This is a genomic window from Bacillus sp. 01N42_2 (assembly GCF_056399565.1).
This window is the reverse complement of sequence record NZ_JBFTRO010000001.1, coordinates 386,529-400,003: the sequence shown is the minus strand read 5'-3', so window position 1 is coordinate 400,003 and position 13,475 is coordinate 386,529. Positions and strand designations below refer to the sequence as shown.

The 13,475-nt window shown below is 46.8% G+C and carries 15 protein-coding genes; 10 read left to right on the top strand and 5 right to left on the bottom strand.

Features of this window, described 5'->3' with window-relative positions:
• Nucleotides 1-6: 6 nt before the first annotated feature.
• The gene (locus AC1DN5_RS02085) at nt 7-1,218 is read right to left on the bottom strand and encodes an ammonium transporter (RefSeq protein ID WP_016937674.1); all 1,212 of its coding nucleotides are present in this window, start codon (nt 1,216-1,218) and stop codon (nt 7-9) included.
• Nucleotides 1,219-1,470: 252 nt separating this feature from the next.
• On the opposite strand from AC1DN5_RS02085, the gene AC1DN5_RS02080 reads away from it, so the two are divergent.
• The 3 genes from AC1DN5_RS02080 (at nt 1,471) to AC1DN5_RS02070 (ending at nt 5,018) form a co-directional block, all read left to right on the top strand.
• Entirely contained in the window at nt 1,471-2,037 is a 567-nt protein-coding gene (locus tag AC1DN5_RS02080) for an isochorismatase family protein (RefSeq protein ID WP_016937675.1), read from the top strand.
• Nucleotides 2,034-3,398, top strand: coding sequence for an MFS transporter (locus AC1DN5_RS02075; RefSeq protein WP_264819282.1), 1,365 nt, complete (start codon nt 2,034-2,036; stop codon nt 3,396-3,398). Before AC1DN5_RS02080 ends, AC1DN5_RS02075 begins: the two co-directional genes overlap by 4 nt.
• A 165-nt stretch (nt 3,399-3,563) precedes the next feature.
• Nucleotides 3,564-5,018 (top strand): NCS1 family nucleobase:cation symporter-1, encoded by a 1,455-nt coding sequence (locus AC1DN5_RS02070; RefSeq protein ID WP_366969849.1) that lies wholly within the window; start codon nt 3,564-3,566, stop codon nt 5,016-5,018.
• Between the two features lie 35 nt (nt 5,019-5,053).
• Here AC1DN5_RS02070 and AC1DN5_RS02065 read toward each other — a convergent pair whose 3' ends face one another.
• Entirely contained in the window at nt 5,054-6,250 is a 1,197-nt protein-coding gene (locus AC1DN5_RS02065) for an MFS transporter (protein WP_045926376.1), read from the bottom strand.
• A gap of 24 nt (nt 6,251-6,274) precedes the next feature.
• Nucleotides 6,275-6,688, bottom strand: coding sequence for a MarR family winged helix-turn-helix transcriptional regulator (locus AC1DN5_RS02060; protein WP_016937679.1), 414 nt, complete (start codon nt 6,686-6,688; stop codon nt 6,275-6,277).
• A gap of 332 nt (nt 6,689-7,020) precedes the next feature.
• On the opposite strand from AC1DN5_RS02060, the gene spoIIID reads away from it, so the two are divergent.
• The 4 genes from spoIIID to AC1DN5_RS02040 all read left to right on the top strand — a co-directional run bounded on the left by spoIIID (nt 7,021) and on the right by AC1DN5_RS02040 (nt 10,286).
• Nucleotides 7,021-7,302 (top strand): sporulation transcriptional regulator SpoIIID, encoded by a 282-nt coding sequence (gene spoIIID / locus AC1DN5_RS02055; protein WP_003151236.1) that lies wholly within the window; start codon nt 7,021-7,023, stop codon nt 7,300-7,302.
• A 179-nt stretch (nt 7,303-7,481) separates the two neighbouring features.
• Nucleotides 7,482-8,483, top strand: coding sequence for a cell shape-determining protein Mbl (mbl, locus tag AC1DN5_RS02050; protein ID WP_016937680.1), 1,002 nt, complete (start codon nt 7,482-7,484; stop codon nt 8,481-8,483).
• Nucleotides 8,484-8,642: 159 nt separating this feature from the next.
• On the top strand, nt 8,643-9,440 hold the full coding sequence (locus AC1DN5_RS02045; protein ID WP_224988319.1) for a flagellar hook-basal body protein: 798 nt from the start codon (nt 8,643-8,645) through the stop codon (nt 9,438-9,440).
• 24 nt (nt 9,441-9,464) lie between these two features.
• Nucleotides 9,465-10,286, top strand: coding sequence for a flagellar hook-basal body protein (locus AC1DN5_RS02040; protein ID WP_029575297.1), 822 nt, complete (start codon nt 9,465-9,467; stop codon nt 10,284-10,286).
• 21 nt (nt 10,287-10,307) lie between these two features.
• Here the strand turns inward: AC1DN5_RS02040 and AC1DN5_RS02035 are convergent, their stop codons facing one another.
• Complete coding sequence (locus AC1DN5_RS02035) at nt 10,308-11,372, bottom strand: tetratricopeptide repeat protein (protein ID WP_016937683.1); 1,065 nt, start codon at nt 11,370-11,372, stop codon at nt 10,308-10,310.
• 195 nt (nt 11,373-11,567) lie between these two features.
• On the opposite strand from AC1DN5_RS02035, the gene fabZ reads away from it, so the two are divergent.
• On the top strand, nt 11,568-11,993 hold the full coding sequence (gene fabZ / locus AC1DN5_RS02030) for a 3-hydroxyacyl-ACP dehydratase FabZ (RefSeq protein ID WP_003151242.1): 426 nt from the start codon (nt 11,568-11,570) through the stop codon (nt 11,991-11,993).
• Between the two features lie 56 nt (nt 11,994-12,049).
• Nucleotides 12,050-12,445, top strand: coding sequence for a large conductance mechanosensitive channel protein MscL (mscL, locus tag AC1DN5_RS02025; RefSeq protein ID WP_016937684.1), 396 nt, complete (start codon nt 12,050-12,052; stop codon nt 12,443-12,445).
• 45 nt (nt 12,446-12,490) lie between these two features.
• Here the strand turns inward: mscL and AC1DN5_RS02020 are convergent, their stop codons facing one another.
• Nucleotides 12,491-12,901 (bottom strand): YwpF-like family protein, encoded by a 411-nt coding sequence (locus tag AC1DN5_RS02020; protein WP_016937685.1) that lies wholly within the window; start codon nt 12,899-12,901, stop codon nt 12,491-12,493.
• A 172-nt stretch (nt 12,902-13,073) separates the two neighbouring features.
• Here AC1DN5_RS02020 and AC1DN5_RS02015 point away from each other — a divergent pair, with 172 nt between their 5' ends.
• Nucleotides 13,074-13,427 carry a hypothetical protein gene (locus AC1DN5_RS02015; protein ID WP_060964082.1) on the top strand — a complete coding sequence of 118 codons (354 nt, stop codon included), beginning with the start codon at nt 13,074-13,076 and terminating at the stop codon, nt 13,425-13,427.
• The last annotated feature ends 48 nt before the right edge of the window (nt 13,428-13,475 follow it).

The following is a 13,475-nucleotide window of genomic DNA, read 5'->3' as shown; positions in this document are numbered from 1 at the left end:
CTCACTTTATAAGTCCTGATATGCTTTTTCCCCATGCATCGTTAAATCAAGCCCGAGTGATTCTTCTTCTTCACTGGCGCGGAGGGGGATGAACAGACCTACAATTTTAATGATAACGAAAGTGACAATAAATACAAATACATAGGTTGCCGCAATGGCCGCAATCTGTTTCCAAAGCAGTCCCGGATCGCCGTAAAACAGCCCGTTTGCCCCGCCGTCATTGACGGAAGTGGTGGCGAATAAACCGGTCGCGATGCCGCCCCATGTCCCGCCGATTCCATGCAGGCCGAAAGCGTCAAGCGCATCATCGTATCCGAAAGTCTTTTTGAGCCAATATACGCCCCAAAAGCAGACAAGCCCGCCGATAAAACCGATCACGATGGAAGAAAACGGCGTAACGAACCCGGCAGCCGGCGTAATGGCGACAAGTCCGGCGATAGCGCCTGATACAGCACCCAGCATAGTCGGTTTCTTGTTCAGCATCCATTCGATTAGAATCCAGCCGATAATTCCGGCCGCAGCTGCGGTGTTTGTATTAATGAAAGCAAACATCGCGATACTGTCAAGCGTCAGGGCGCTGCCGACATTGAAGCCGAACCAACCGAACCAAATGAGCGCCCCGCCCAAGAACGTATAAATTAAGTTGTGAGGAGAAGCCGCCGTGCCGTCCTTGCGTTTCCCGAGGACAATCGCCAGAACGAGTCCGGCAACTCCGGAAGAGATGTGAACAACATTTCCGCCCGCAAAATCAAGGGCGCCCATTTGGCCGATCCAGCCGCCGCCCCATACCCAGTGCGCAACAGGTGTATATACGAGGGAAACCCACAAAAAGGAAAATAAAAGAAAAGCACTGAATCTCATGCGTTCAGCGAATGCTCCGGAAATAATTGCCGTTGTCAGGACTGCAAATGTCATTTGGAACATCATGAACAATGAATGCGGGATCGTATCACTGTAGCTTCCGGGGTCAAAGCCGATTCCCTTCAGACCGGCCCATTCAATGCCGCCAAGCCATGTATTGCCGGGAGCAAAAGCAAGTGAATATCCGTACAAAACCCAAACGACGGATACGATGGCAATGGAAGAAAAACTGTGCATCGCCGTGCTGAGCACATTTTTGCTTTTTACCATTCCGCCGTAAAATAAAGCCAGCCCGGGGGTCATCAGCCACACGAGTAAAGCGCAAAAGAACATAAATACTGTATCGCCCATCTGCATGTTGTATTCCTCCGTCTCATTCAGAATGTAATTGTGATTAATTCATTATTATAGAGAAAAAAGAATGATAAAACATTTTCGTGTAAGGTTATCTGACATGGTTTTTTGCGTTCATCATGTCGCTTTTCAAATGAACGTCATGTGACTTTATATCCATAAAAAGAGCATCGGAGCACGGAAGAAGAAATCCTGTCCGGGAAAGAGTAAAATAATCGGGGTGAGAAACACTAACTGCATCAGGAGGAATGGAATATGACAACATCTTTGAATCTGCAATTTGAAAAAACGGCTTTGGTCCTTATTGATTTACAAAAAGGCATTGTGCCGATGGATAAAAGCGGGGCCGTTGTGCCAAACGCGAAAAAATTAATTGATGTGTTTCGGGAAAAAGGCGGTTTTATCAGCTTTGTGAACGTTGATTTTCATGACGGGGCTGATGCGCTGAAGCCGCTGACGGATGAAGGGGCGGCGGGCCATTCGGCTCCGGCGGCGGATTGGGCGGAATTTGTGCCTGAAATCGGAGTGAAAGAAGATGATTATACGGTGACAAAACGGCAGTGGGGCGCGTTTTTCGGCACGGATCTGGATCTTCAGCTCAGAAGACGGGGAATCGACACGATTGTATTATGCGGGATTGCGACAAACATCGGTGTGGAAAGCACGGCGCGGGAAGCTTTTCAGCTCGGGTATCAGCAAGTTTTCGTGACTGACGCGATGGCGACGTTCAGCGATGAACAGCACGAAGCGACACTCAAGTTTATCTTCCCGAGAATCGGCAGAAGCCGGACGACGGAAGAATTTATCGCACAGACAAAATGACAATCTCCAAAAAAAGCCGCGTTCTGTTTTTGACGGCCGTGGCTTCGGGGACGATGCTGAACCCATTGAACTCGTCGATGATTTCTCTTGCGCTTCACAGTATTCAGCATGAATTTCACCTGTCGTTTACAACGGTGTCCTGGCTGATATCGTCCTTTTATCTGGCCAGTGCGGTGGCGCAGCCTGTTACCGGAAAGCTCGGTGATATGCTCGGCAGGAAGAAGCTGTTTTTGATCGGGCTTCTGCTTGTTGCCGTCTCGGCCGTCGGCGCGCCGTTTGCGCCGACTTTCATGACGTTGTTAATTTTGAGACTGTTTCAATCGATCGGAAGCAGCGCGATATATCCGTCCGGCGTCGGGTTGATCCGTTCGAATATACAGGAGAAGCAGGCGTCGGCGCTTGCCGTCCTGTCGATCTTTGCATCAGCTATGACGGCGCTCGGTCCGACACTCGGCGGTTTTCTGATCGTTTGGGGAGGATGGCCCGCGATCTTTTTCGTCAATCTGCCGTTTATCATTCTCAGCTTTTTTCTCGGGATGTATATGTTTCCGAAAGATGAAAAGCGCGAGATCGGCGGCTTGAAAGCCGTGCTCCGCCAGCTTGATACGATCGGGATACTCCTGTTTGCCGGGGCGATTATTCTGCTTTTGTCATTTTTGTTGTCCTTCAGTACGAAGCCTCACTATACAGAAGGCGTATTCGGGCTTTTGTTTGTCGGGCTGTTTATCTGGCGCGAGCTGAAAACGGAGAAGCCGTTTATTGATGTCAGGCTGTTTAAAACGCATCGGAAACTATCGTCGGTGTATATTCAATTTATTCTGCTGAATATATTCTTTTACTGCATCTTTTTCGGACTTCCGAGCTATTTTCAGGATGAAATGCATTTGTCCGTCCAGACAAGCGGAATGATTATGCTGTTTATGTCAGGCATGAGCATCCTGGTGTCGCCTTTGACCGGAAAATGGATAGATAAGAAAGGGGTTCTTCAGCCGATTGTTGCCGGAACCTGCCTGACTGCGATCGGGGCGGTGCTGTTAACGTTCTTCTTCCTTCAGGCGCCTATGATAGGTAAGGGGCTGATTCTGTCCGTCCTGGGTGTCGGTTACGGCTTCGGCAATGTGACGTTTCAGGCGGCCATGCTGAAAACAAGTCCAGCCGACATGGTCGGAACAACGTCCGGCCTGTTTCAGACCTGCCGGTATCTCGGTTCGATTTTATCTTCCGTCATTTTGGGCATTCTTTTCGGAAAAGAAATAACCGCCGGCCATTTTCATATGCTCGGCACGATTCTTATCATTGTCGGCGCCGTAAGCCTTTTGATGGCGTTCCGGTTTTCGGTTCTTCTCAAAAAGGCCTCTTAACAGCCGCATCAAAAAGAGACGGGTACTTCCCGTCTCTTTTTTTATGTGCAATGTGCTCAAAAATCAAAACGAAAATTGTCGATAGCGCCCAATGTTATTTACGGAATTTTCAGTTATATTCTTTAACATGATATGTGAGGAAACCGTACATACAGGAGGGTGAAGATGAAAAAACCAACGAATGATCGGCTCAGCAACAAAGATTTACTGCCTTTAGAAGAAGGAGAACGGACATGGAAAGCGGTGAATTTTGCATCTATCTGGATGGGCTGCATTCATAACATCCCGACCTATGCGACTGTAGGCGGGCTCATTGCGATCGGCCTTTCTCCGTGGCAGGTGCTCGCCATTATCGTGACAGCATCACTCATTTTATTCGCCGCTCTCGCCTTAAACGGACATGCCGGAACGAAATACGGGCTTCCCTTTCCGGTCATCATCAGGGCTTCTTACGGAATATACGGCGCAAACATTCCGGCGCTTCTCCGGGCGTTTACGGCCATTATGTGGCTCGGAATTCAAACATTTGCCGGGAGCACGGCTTTAAACATTCTGCTGCTGAACATATGGCCGGGCTGGGGAAGCCTCGGCGGAGATTGGAATATATTCGGGCTTCATCTGCCGGGCTTTCTGTCGTTTATTTTCTTTTGGGGCATTCATCTGCTTGTGCTGAGGCACGGCATGGAATCGATCAAAAAATTTGAAGTGTGGGCGGGTCCGCTTGTTTATCTCGTATTCGGCGGCATGGTCTGGTGGGCGATAGATATTGCCGGCGGGCTCGGTCCGATTTACTCGCAGCCGGGAAAATTTCATACCTTTTCTGAAACGTTTTGGCCGTTTGCGGCGGGAGTAACGGGCATTATCGGAATATGGGCGACATTGATTCTGAATATTCCTGACTTCACCCGGTTCGCCGCGTCGCAAAAAGAACAGATCCGCGGCCAGTTTTACGGCCTGCCGGGAACGTTTGCCCTGTTTGCATTTGCAAGCATTACAGTGACATCCGGATCACAGGTTGCATTCGGGAAACCAATTTGGGATGTGGTGGAGATTTTGGCCCGGTTTGATAATCCTTTCGTTATCGCTCTTTCGGTCATCACACTCTGCATCGCCGCCGTCTCGGTCAACGTGGCGGCAAACATCGTGTCACCGGCCTATGACTTGGCGAATGCCCTGCCTAAATATATTACGTTCAGAAGGGGAGGGTATTTGACCGCCGTTCTGGCCCTGTTCACAATACCGTGGAAGCTGATGGAGAGCGCCACGAATGTATATGCGTTTCTCGGACTCATCGGCGGGATGCTCGGACCGGTAGCCGGGGTGATGATGGCTGATTATTTTCTCATCAGAAAAAGACAGCTTTCAGTTGAAGACCTTTATTCGGAAAACGGACAGTACACTTATTACAAAGGCTATAATTACCGGGCTTTTGCCGCGACCTTTCTCGGCGCGTTTATTTCCTTAATCGGGATGTACGTCCCGGCGTTCGCCGGCATCTACGATATTTCCTGGTTCGCGGGTGTGATTGTGTCATGTCTCGGTTATACGGTGCTTATGTATTTCCATCCGCCTTATGCGAAAGCGGCGGGACAAATGGTGCGGGAAAGAGCGGCAGAATAAAAAAAGCCGGGGGCTGCCCCCGGCTTTTTGTCATATCAGTCTGCGATTGAAACGTTTCCGTCCGCTTCAAGCGGCGTTCTTTTTTTCTGGCTCCAGCCATACAGAAGTAAAGCAATCAGGACGAACAGCCCCGCTGCCAGATAAATCGAATGGAATCCGGCCGAAGCGACGAAGAGGCCGAATACATAGGACCCGCCGGCAATCCCGCTGTCAAAGAAAGTGAAGAAGGTAGCCGTTGCGAAGCCTGAACGGTGTCCGGGCGAGTTCTGAATCGCCAAAGTCTGCATACACGGTACGATAGAGCCGTAGCCGAGACCGATGACGGCGCCGGATAAGAGAAGCATGAGGGCGCTGTTTGTCATCGCCAGCATGCAAAGCCCTGCGGAAAATACGATAATCGACGGGTAGATGACGATTCCCGGTCCGATTTTGTCAAACAGCTTTCCTGTGAAAGGACGGGCTGCCATCATCGTCACGGCGAAACAGACGAAGAAATAGCCGCTGACATCCAACAGATGGATCGTCTTTGCATAAACAGATAAATATGAAGTCACACTTGAATAACAGAAAGAAATGGACAACCCGACAATCGCGATTTTAAGCGCGCCTTTTTCAAACATGTCGGAGAAAGAAAAACGGAAGACAGTCGTTCCGCTGTTGTTTTGATCCGGCACGCGAATCATGAAAGCAATTAACAAGCCTAAAGAAACAAACACGGCGAAAATCGTAAAGAAAACCGGGAATGAAATGACTTTCACAAGGCTCAGCCCGAGAAACGGACCGATCGCCATGGCAAGGTTCATAGACATCGCGAAATAACCGAGTCCCTCGCCGCGCCGCTTGGCGGGAATAAGGTCAGCGGCAATTGCACCCGTGACCGTCGTTAAAATGCTGAACCAGATGCCTTGGAAAAAACGCAGTCCGAGCAGCAGATAGAAATTGTGTATCGGCAAATACAGATAAGAAGACAGGGCGAACAGCGCCAGAGATACAATCGTCATTCTTTTCTTGCCGAACCGTTCAATAATCGACCCTGAAAAAGGACGGGTAATAATAGCAGATAACAGGAACAGGCTGATCAAAAGCCCTCCTTGCGATTCACTGCCGCCAAGCTCCTGAATCATATAAATAGGCAGCACGGCCAAAAATGTATAAAAGAACACAAAGACAAATAAATTCACGAGTACGACCATAATAAAATCTTTGGTCCAGATCGAGTCAGATTTACTCAAAAGTACAGCACTTCCCTTTCTTTTTTATTTCGTTAAAAACACATTCAGAAACTCAGAAAAAGCTTCCTTATCTCCATCTTGGAAATCCGCAAGCATGTCTTCCTCGAACTTCAGCATCTCTTGATTGATGCAGTCGTATTTCAATTCAGCTTCCTTCGTCAAGACGACGAGCTTTTCCCGCTTGTCTTCTCCCTGTTCCCGCTGAATCCAGCCGTTTTCTTCAAGGCGTTTGATCGTTCTGGTAACGGTCGGCGCCTCCACATTCAGATAGGACCAGATTTCTTTTTGGGTCATCGGTCCGATCGTTTTCAAGCAATATAGGATTGACCATTGAGAGGAGTACAGGCCGAATGGTTCCAGCCGCTCATTGGCTTTCTTCGTAATCAGGCGGGCGCATTGATTGATTTGATGAATGAGGCGTCTGTTGACGGGGATCATTTCCGTTCTCCTTTTCAAAAAACTTACCTAAGTAACTAATTGCGCTGTTTCATTCTACAGCAGGATCGCGCCGATGTAAAGCCCCTCGTTCAAAAAGCAGAAAATTGCGATCCGTCCCTTGTCCTTATTGAGTTTTTAGCATATTCCCAATTCATTGCTAATACACTGTTACAAACCTATCAAAGAGAGTGTTTGAGGTGAGGGATCGTGGGCATATTTCAAAAACCTTCTTATATAATCGGACAACAAAGAAGCTGCATCATCAGTGAATCTGTTACAGAATACGGATCTCATTTCACACTTCTCACATCCAACTGGGGAGGTCGAGTGGTGTGCACGATTACATCAAAGAGCGAACAATCAAGATTGGTAAGTATATCGTGGAGACGAAAAAAACCGTTCGTGTCATTGCGAAAGAGTTTGGTGTTTCCAAAAGTACCGTACACAAAGATCTGACAGAGCGCCTGCCTGAAATCAATCCTGACTTGGCGAATGAAGTAAAAGAAATACTCGATTATCATAAATCCATCAGACATTTAAGAGGAGGAGAGGCGACGAAATTAAAGTACAAAAAAGATGAAATTCTAGAAGGGGAGCCCGTTCAGCAGCCGTAGCGTCTGACGTCTGCCGGCTCCCTTTTTTTCCTCCGGGCAGTTTCGCGAATATCCGCAAAATTTTGTCAAGAACTTATCTCGTTCAGCAGCTTTTTTTTGATAAATTATGATAATATATATAATTAGGGCACAATGTGGATATTTTACTGTGAAACAGATATCAAGGAGGATATAAATAGATGTTTGCAAGGGATATTGGAATTGACCTCGGTACTGCAAATGTACTGATCCATGTAAAAGGAAAAGGAATTGTTCTGAATGAGCCGTCCGTTGTGGCGCTTGATAAAAACAGCGGCAAAGTGCTGGCGGTCGGCGAAGAAGCCAGACGAATGGTTGGACGTACACCTGGGAACATTGTTGCGATCCGTCCGCTGAAAGACGGCGTAATCGCAGACTTCGAAGTAACAGAAGCCATGCTGAAACACTTCATTAATAAACTGAATGTAAAAGGACTTTTCTCAAAACCGCGTATGCTGATCTGCTGCCCGACGAATATTACGTCCGTTGAGCAAAAAGCGATTAAAGAAGCCGCAGAAAAAAGCGGCGGAAAGCATGTGTACCTTGAAGAAGAACCGAAAGTTGCCGCTATCGGCGCAGGTATGGAAATCTTCCAGCCGAGCGGTAACATGGTTGTTGACATCGGAGGCGGTACGACGGATATCGCAGTTATTTCTATGGGCGATATTGTCACCTCCTCTTCTATTAAGATGGCTGGGGACAAGTTTGACATGGAAATCTTAAATTATATCAAACGCGAGTACAAGCTGCTGATCGGTGAGCGTACCGCTGAAGATATTAAGGTGAAGGTCGCAACGGTTTTCCCAGACGCACGTCATGAAGAAATCACCATTCGCGGCCGTGACATGGTTTCCGGTCTGCCGAGAACGATTACAGTAAACAGCAAAGAAGTGGAAGAAGCCCTTCGTGAATCAGTTGCCGTCATTGTGCAGGCTGCCAAGCAGGTTCTTGAAAGAACACCGCCTGAATTGTCCGCTGATATCATCGACCGCGGCGTCATCATTACCGGCGGGGGAGCGCTGTTAAACGGACTTGACCAGCTTCTTGCCGAAGAACTGAAGGTGCCTGTTCTTGTCGCTGAGAATCCGATGGATTGTGTTGCGGTCGGAACCGGCGTCATGCTTGATAACATGGACAAGCTTCCAAAACGCAAACTGAGCTGATCATAAAACCTCATTCTTGAAAAAGAATGAGGTTTTTTCTGTAAAACCCTTCACGAAAGGGAATGTAAATCCGATAATAAGAAAAAATGCTGATCTTCATTATAGAACAAACGTTCTGGTTAGGCAACTGGAAATCATGCTATTTCAGAGGTGGAAGACTTGTTAAAAGGATTATATACCGCAACGTCCGCAATGATTACACAGCAGAGAAGAACGGAAATGCTGTCAAATAATATCGCAAACGCGAATACATCAGGGTACAAAGAGGATCAAGGTTCAATCCGCGCCTTTCCCGAAATGCTTTTGAGCCGAATAGAAGGCGACAAAAAAACGAAAATCGGTTCCGTCAACACAGGCGTGTACATGCAGGAGCTGAAACCATTGTTCACGCAGGGCAGCCTGAAAACGACCGATCAGCCGACGGATATCGCGCTTATGGAGAATCAGGTTCCCAAGAATGCCAAAACGAATGAAAACGCCGAGCTGTTTTATCCGGTTCAGACTGCGGGCGGCGTCCGCTATTCAAAAAGCAGCACTTTCTCATTAAATGAAAACAATCAGCTTACGATAAACGGAAACCTTGTTTTATCAACAAACGGACAGCCGATTACAGTCGACAATGAAAAATTCACCGTATCAGAAAACGGCACGGTCACAACAAACGGCCGGCCGGCGGGACAGATTGACATCAGAATGGAAGAAGACGTGCGCAATCTGAAACGGGACGGCAATGACCTATACAGCACGGCCGACGGCTCTGAACTGCCGAGTGCGGCGGCGAATCCCCAAGTCTCGTATACCTTAAAACAAGGCGTCTCGGAGCTTTCAAACGTGGACGTGACAAGCACGTATACAGAAATGACGGAAGCATACAGATCATTTGAAGCCAATCAGAAAGTCATTCAGGCTTACGATAAAAGCATGGATAAAGCCGCAAATGAAATCGGCAAAGTGTAATAAAATGGGGGACGTTCAATTATGATGCTCAGATCAATGCTGACGGCTTCAACAGCCTTAAACCAGCTTCAGCAGCAGATGGATACAGTCAGCAGCAACCTTTCAAACAGTGATACGACAGGCTATAAAGCGAGGGACTCCCGCTTTTCCGAGCTGATCAGGCAGCAGTATGATCAAATAGATGATAAAAAGGAAAATTCGCCGAACATGCGGAAAACACCGCCCGGCCTGCGTCTCGGCGCCGGAGCGATGATGACGCCGCAGCTGGATTCAGGGCAGGGAAGCATCAAAAAAACCGACCGTGATCTTGATATCGCGTTCACATCACCATATCAATATCTCCAGGCAGAAGCGGACGGACGGCGGGTGTATACAAGGGACGGCTCACTCACCCTCAAGCCGGCCGGCGGAAATAACCGGGTTCTGCAGCTGATGACGGCGGGAGGCAATCCCATCCTCGATGAGAACGGTCAGCCCATCCAAATTGACAGCTCGCTGACTAAGCTGAAAATCAGCAAAACCGGAACCCTGACAGCTTCAGACCAGGCAGGGACCCGTTCTCAGACGTTTAATCTCGGCATCGTCAATGTCAATAATCCTCAGGCGCTTCATGCGGAAGGGGATAATCTGTTTTCCGTAAACGGTGCGGGAGCTTCAGCGATTGAAGAGCTGACCGGCGCAAACCGGCAGGGGATCGGCATGGAGCAGGGGGCGCTTGAAAATTCAAATGTCGATATGTCTAAGGAAATGACCGACTTAATCGTGTCGCAGCGTTCTTACCAGCTGAACAGCCGCACGATTACATTGGGAGACCAAATGCTGGGCTTAATCAACTCAGTCAGATAATAAAAGAAGGGGGCGTTTTGATCAGCCGCGCATGATGAAAAATGCGGCTTTCTCAAAATCGCCCTTTTTTTTGTAGTAATCCGTAATATCCTGAAGCAGCACTTCCAAATCCACCCACGCTTCAATTTTCTGCAGCTCCAGCACGAGCTTCTGCAATCGGTCGTACGGATCTTCCTGAGAGGTATACAGTGTTTTGAGCGCGGCCAGCTTCAGTTTCATGATGTTGTTCTGCACTTTGTCAGCTATGTATAATCCTTTCTGCAGCACGGTTTGTCCTTCGGCGGAGCATCCGGTTTTAAAAAGTGCTCTGACCGCTTCGTATACACAATGAAGGTAGGAAACGGGAGACTCCTTTTCAAAACGCTGATTGCCCAATACCTTTTTGTAAAAAGGAAGCGCCTCTTTATCTTTTTTCTGAGCGGTCTTTAAAAAACCAAAATTGTAATAAGCGTGGCACAGCAGGTTATTGTCATTGATGCGGTCTGTTATTTTTATGGATTCATTGAAGAGCTGTTCAGCGTCTTCATAGCGTGCCTCGTCTATGTAATTTACGGCGAGAAGCAGCTGGCAGCTGAGCGTTTTTTTGATGTAGCCGAATTCATTTTGATAGATCTTCAGCGCTTTGTTGACATATTGAATGGAAAGCGGAGGCGACTTCATCATGTAATAAGCACCCGCTGTTTTATAATAAAATTCAGCGGCTTCAATACGGTTCTGGATGGCCGGCAGGTACTGTTCGGCTTCTTTAAAGCGGCAGACAGCCCGGTTCGGAGTGCCGTTCACCATATGGAATAATCCTTTAAAAAAATGGAAATAATAAGTTAATTCATGATCCATCTCATCTTTGCGCCGCTTCAGCTCACAGAACAGTTTAACCAGCCCGTCTTTTTTCTCAAACAGCAGCTGAAACCGTGCAAAAAACAGCTGATATCTGAGATTGAGCTTTGCATTCTTTTGTAATTTGGGGAGATGCTGATTGATTTGTTCGTGAAGGGAACGGGCTAGATCGAATTGGCGTTTTCCCATGGCGTCATACCACTCATTCAGCATCACCAGCGTGCGTTTTTCAGTAAACTTAGCAATCATCTTCCAACCTCTTTGCTTAGGGTAAAAATCTTTATTTATCATAACACATTAATGGACGAGGCTCATTGCCAGCTGGTTACAGTTTATAGTGCGGTTGAAAAAGAAATTGATTCATAATATACTTCCAAATGTACAGATTGGTTACCACTTATACCTTCTATACATACTATTGTCGATGAAGGAGATGTCAAGAGAATGCTTGATACTCAGCAAATTAAAGAAATTATTCCCCATCGCTATCCGTTTCTTCTGGTAGACAGAATTACGGAAGTCGAAGAAGGAAAACGGGCGGCGGGATATAAAAATGTGACGGCGAATGAAGATTTTTTTAACGGCCATTTTCCTGAATACCCTGTTATGCCGGGCGTATTAATCGTAGAGGCTTTGGCGCAGGTCGGAGCTGTGGCGATGCTGATTAAAGAAGAAAACAGGGGCAGACTCGCGTTTTTTGCGGGGATTGATAACTGCCGTTTCAAAAAGCAGGTAAAACCGGGTGACAAGCTGGAGCTTGAAGTGGACATTACACGTGCACGCGGTACGATCGGACGCGGCAAAGGCGTTGCCAAAGTTGACGGCGAGCTCGTGTGTGAAGCCGAATTAACCTTTGCACTCGGAGAATAAAAATAAACAAATGGGCTTATAAAAAAGCCCATTTCGTGTAGAAAGGGGTGAATGTAATGTGGTCAGAATTTAAAAGCTTTGCGATGAAGGGCAATATTATGGATCTGGCAATCGGTGTTGTCATCGGCGGCGCTTTCGGGAAAATCGTGACGTCACTCGTTGAAGATATCATTATGCCGCTTGTCGGTCTTCTTCTTGGCGGCCTTGATTTTTCAGGACTGGCAGTGACATTCGGCGACGCCCATATCAAGTACGGAAGCTTTATACAAACGATTGTGAACTTCTTCATTATTTCATTTTCTATTTTTATCGTGATTCGCACAATAGGCAAGCTGAGACGTAAAAAAGAAGCTGAAGAAGAGGCGGAAGAAGCCGAAGAAACAGATCAGCAGACAGAACTGCTGACTGAAATCAGAGATCTGCTGAAACAGCGGGCGCATCACAATGACTAGGGCATAAAAAAAGGCTGGATGATTAACGTCCGGCCTTTTTCATGATTATAATTTTTGTTTGAACGCTTCAATCAGCCGGCTGCCTGAGTATCCTTCTTTCACGAGCGACTCCAGAATGCTTTCTGATCCGGGGTGATTTCTTGACACCATTTGACCGTAAATTAAAACTTGTATACTCTTTTCCAGCTCGACGATATTTTTGATGCTTCCCGTCAGCTGGGCGGGACGGTTGCTTTTTTTCGTAATCGTTACAAACACCTTCGCTTCTTTCTGGCTTTTCATCAGCATGTCAAAAAAAGAAAAGTGTTCGGCCGGGACCAGAGCTTCAATTAACCAATGGTTTTCACCGTCTTCTTTATTGATAATCAATCCGTCTAAAAGGGGAAACTGTTCAATCGGCCGATCGTCTTTATCTAAACGTTCCACATTCAGATCAACCAGTTTAAAGGTCTTCATCTCTATTTTCACCCCTGTTGTCCATGTTTTTTCGTTCATTTATTATAACACATATCACTTTTTCCGGGAAAATGCTGTAAGACATGCTTCATCATTTTTGTAGGCGGTCAACATTTAATCATTTCTATTTTTTCATTATAATGTAAAAGAATATAGTCATGGAGAGATGCTTATGAATCAATTGCGCCTGAAGGAAATTTATATAGAAGACGGCTTAAGGCGGGAAGACGATCATTCCTACTTAGTATCCAAAAAGGAAGAGTGCGAGGTGCATCTTAACAGAAGAGGGAATGTCGTCTTTTTGTATGAAACAAAAGACCGCATGGAACAGTATAAAATTCAGCTTTCGCTGACTGATAAAAAGCTGAGTTTTTACTGGTTCGCATGGGACGGCGGAAAGTTTGTCAGGATGTTTGAGAAAAACTGGCTTAAAACGAAACTTTTTTCGCGGCTGCTCAAAAATACATATTACATAAGCGGTCAAAAGAAAAAGTTTTTTTTATCTGAAAGAAAAGCGAAATCATAAGAGAGGCATAAACGGATAACGGTTTTTTCCGCTTTTTGCTTTCAGGAG

Coding starts and splice junctions, on each gene's coding strand:
- AC1DN5_RS02070 (WP_366969849.1), top strand. CDS start 3,564: ATGAAAAAACCAACGAATGATCGGCTCAGCAACAAAGATTTACTGCCT.
- mbl (WP_016937680.1), top strand. CDS start 7,482: ATGTTTGCAAGGGATATTGGAATTGACCTCGGTACTGCAAATGTACTG.
- AC1DN5_RS02060 (WP_016937679.1), bottom strand. CDS start 6,688: ATGATCCCCGTCAACAGACGCCTCATTCATCAAATCAATCAATGCGCC.
- AC1DN5_RS02085 (WP_016937674.1), bottom strand. CDS start 1,218: ATGCAGATGGGCGATACAGTATTTATGTTCTTTTGCGCTTTACTCGTG.
- AC1DN5_RS02075 (WP_264819282.1), top strand. CDS start 2,034: ATGACAATCTCCAAAAAAAGCCGCGTTCTGTTTTTGACGGCCGTGGCT.
- AC1DN5_RS02015 (WP_060964082.1), top strand. CDS start 13,074: ATGAATCAATTGCGCCTGAAGGAAATTTATATAGAAGACGGCTTAAGG.
- AC1DN5_RS02040 (WP_029575297.1), top strand. CDS start 9,465: ATGCTCAGATCAATGCTGACGGCTTCAACAGCCTTAAACCAGCTTCAG.
- AC1DN5_RS02020 (WP_016937685.1), bottom strand. CDS start 12,901: ATGAAGACCTTTAAACTGGTTGATCTGAATGTGGAACGTTTAGATAAA.
- mscL (WP_016937684.1), top strand. CDS start 12,050: ATGTGGTCAGAATTTAAAAGCTTTGCGATGAAGGGCAATATTATGGAT.
- fabZ (WP_003151242.1), top strand. CDS start 11,568: ATGCTTGATACTCAGCAAATTAAAGAAATTATTCCCCATCGCTATCCG.
- AC1DN5_RS02035 (WP_016937683.1), bottom strand. CDS start 11,372: ATGATTGCTAAGTTTACTGAAAAACGCACGCTGGTGATGCTGAATGAG.
- AC1DN5_RS02080 (WP_016937675.1), top strand. CDS start 1,471: ATGACAACATCTTTGAATCTGCAATTTGAAAAAACGGCTTTGGTCCTT.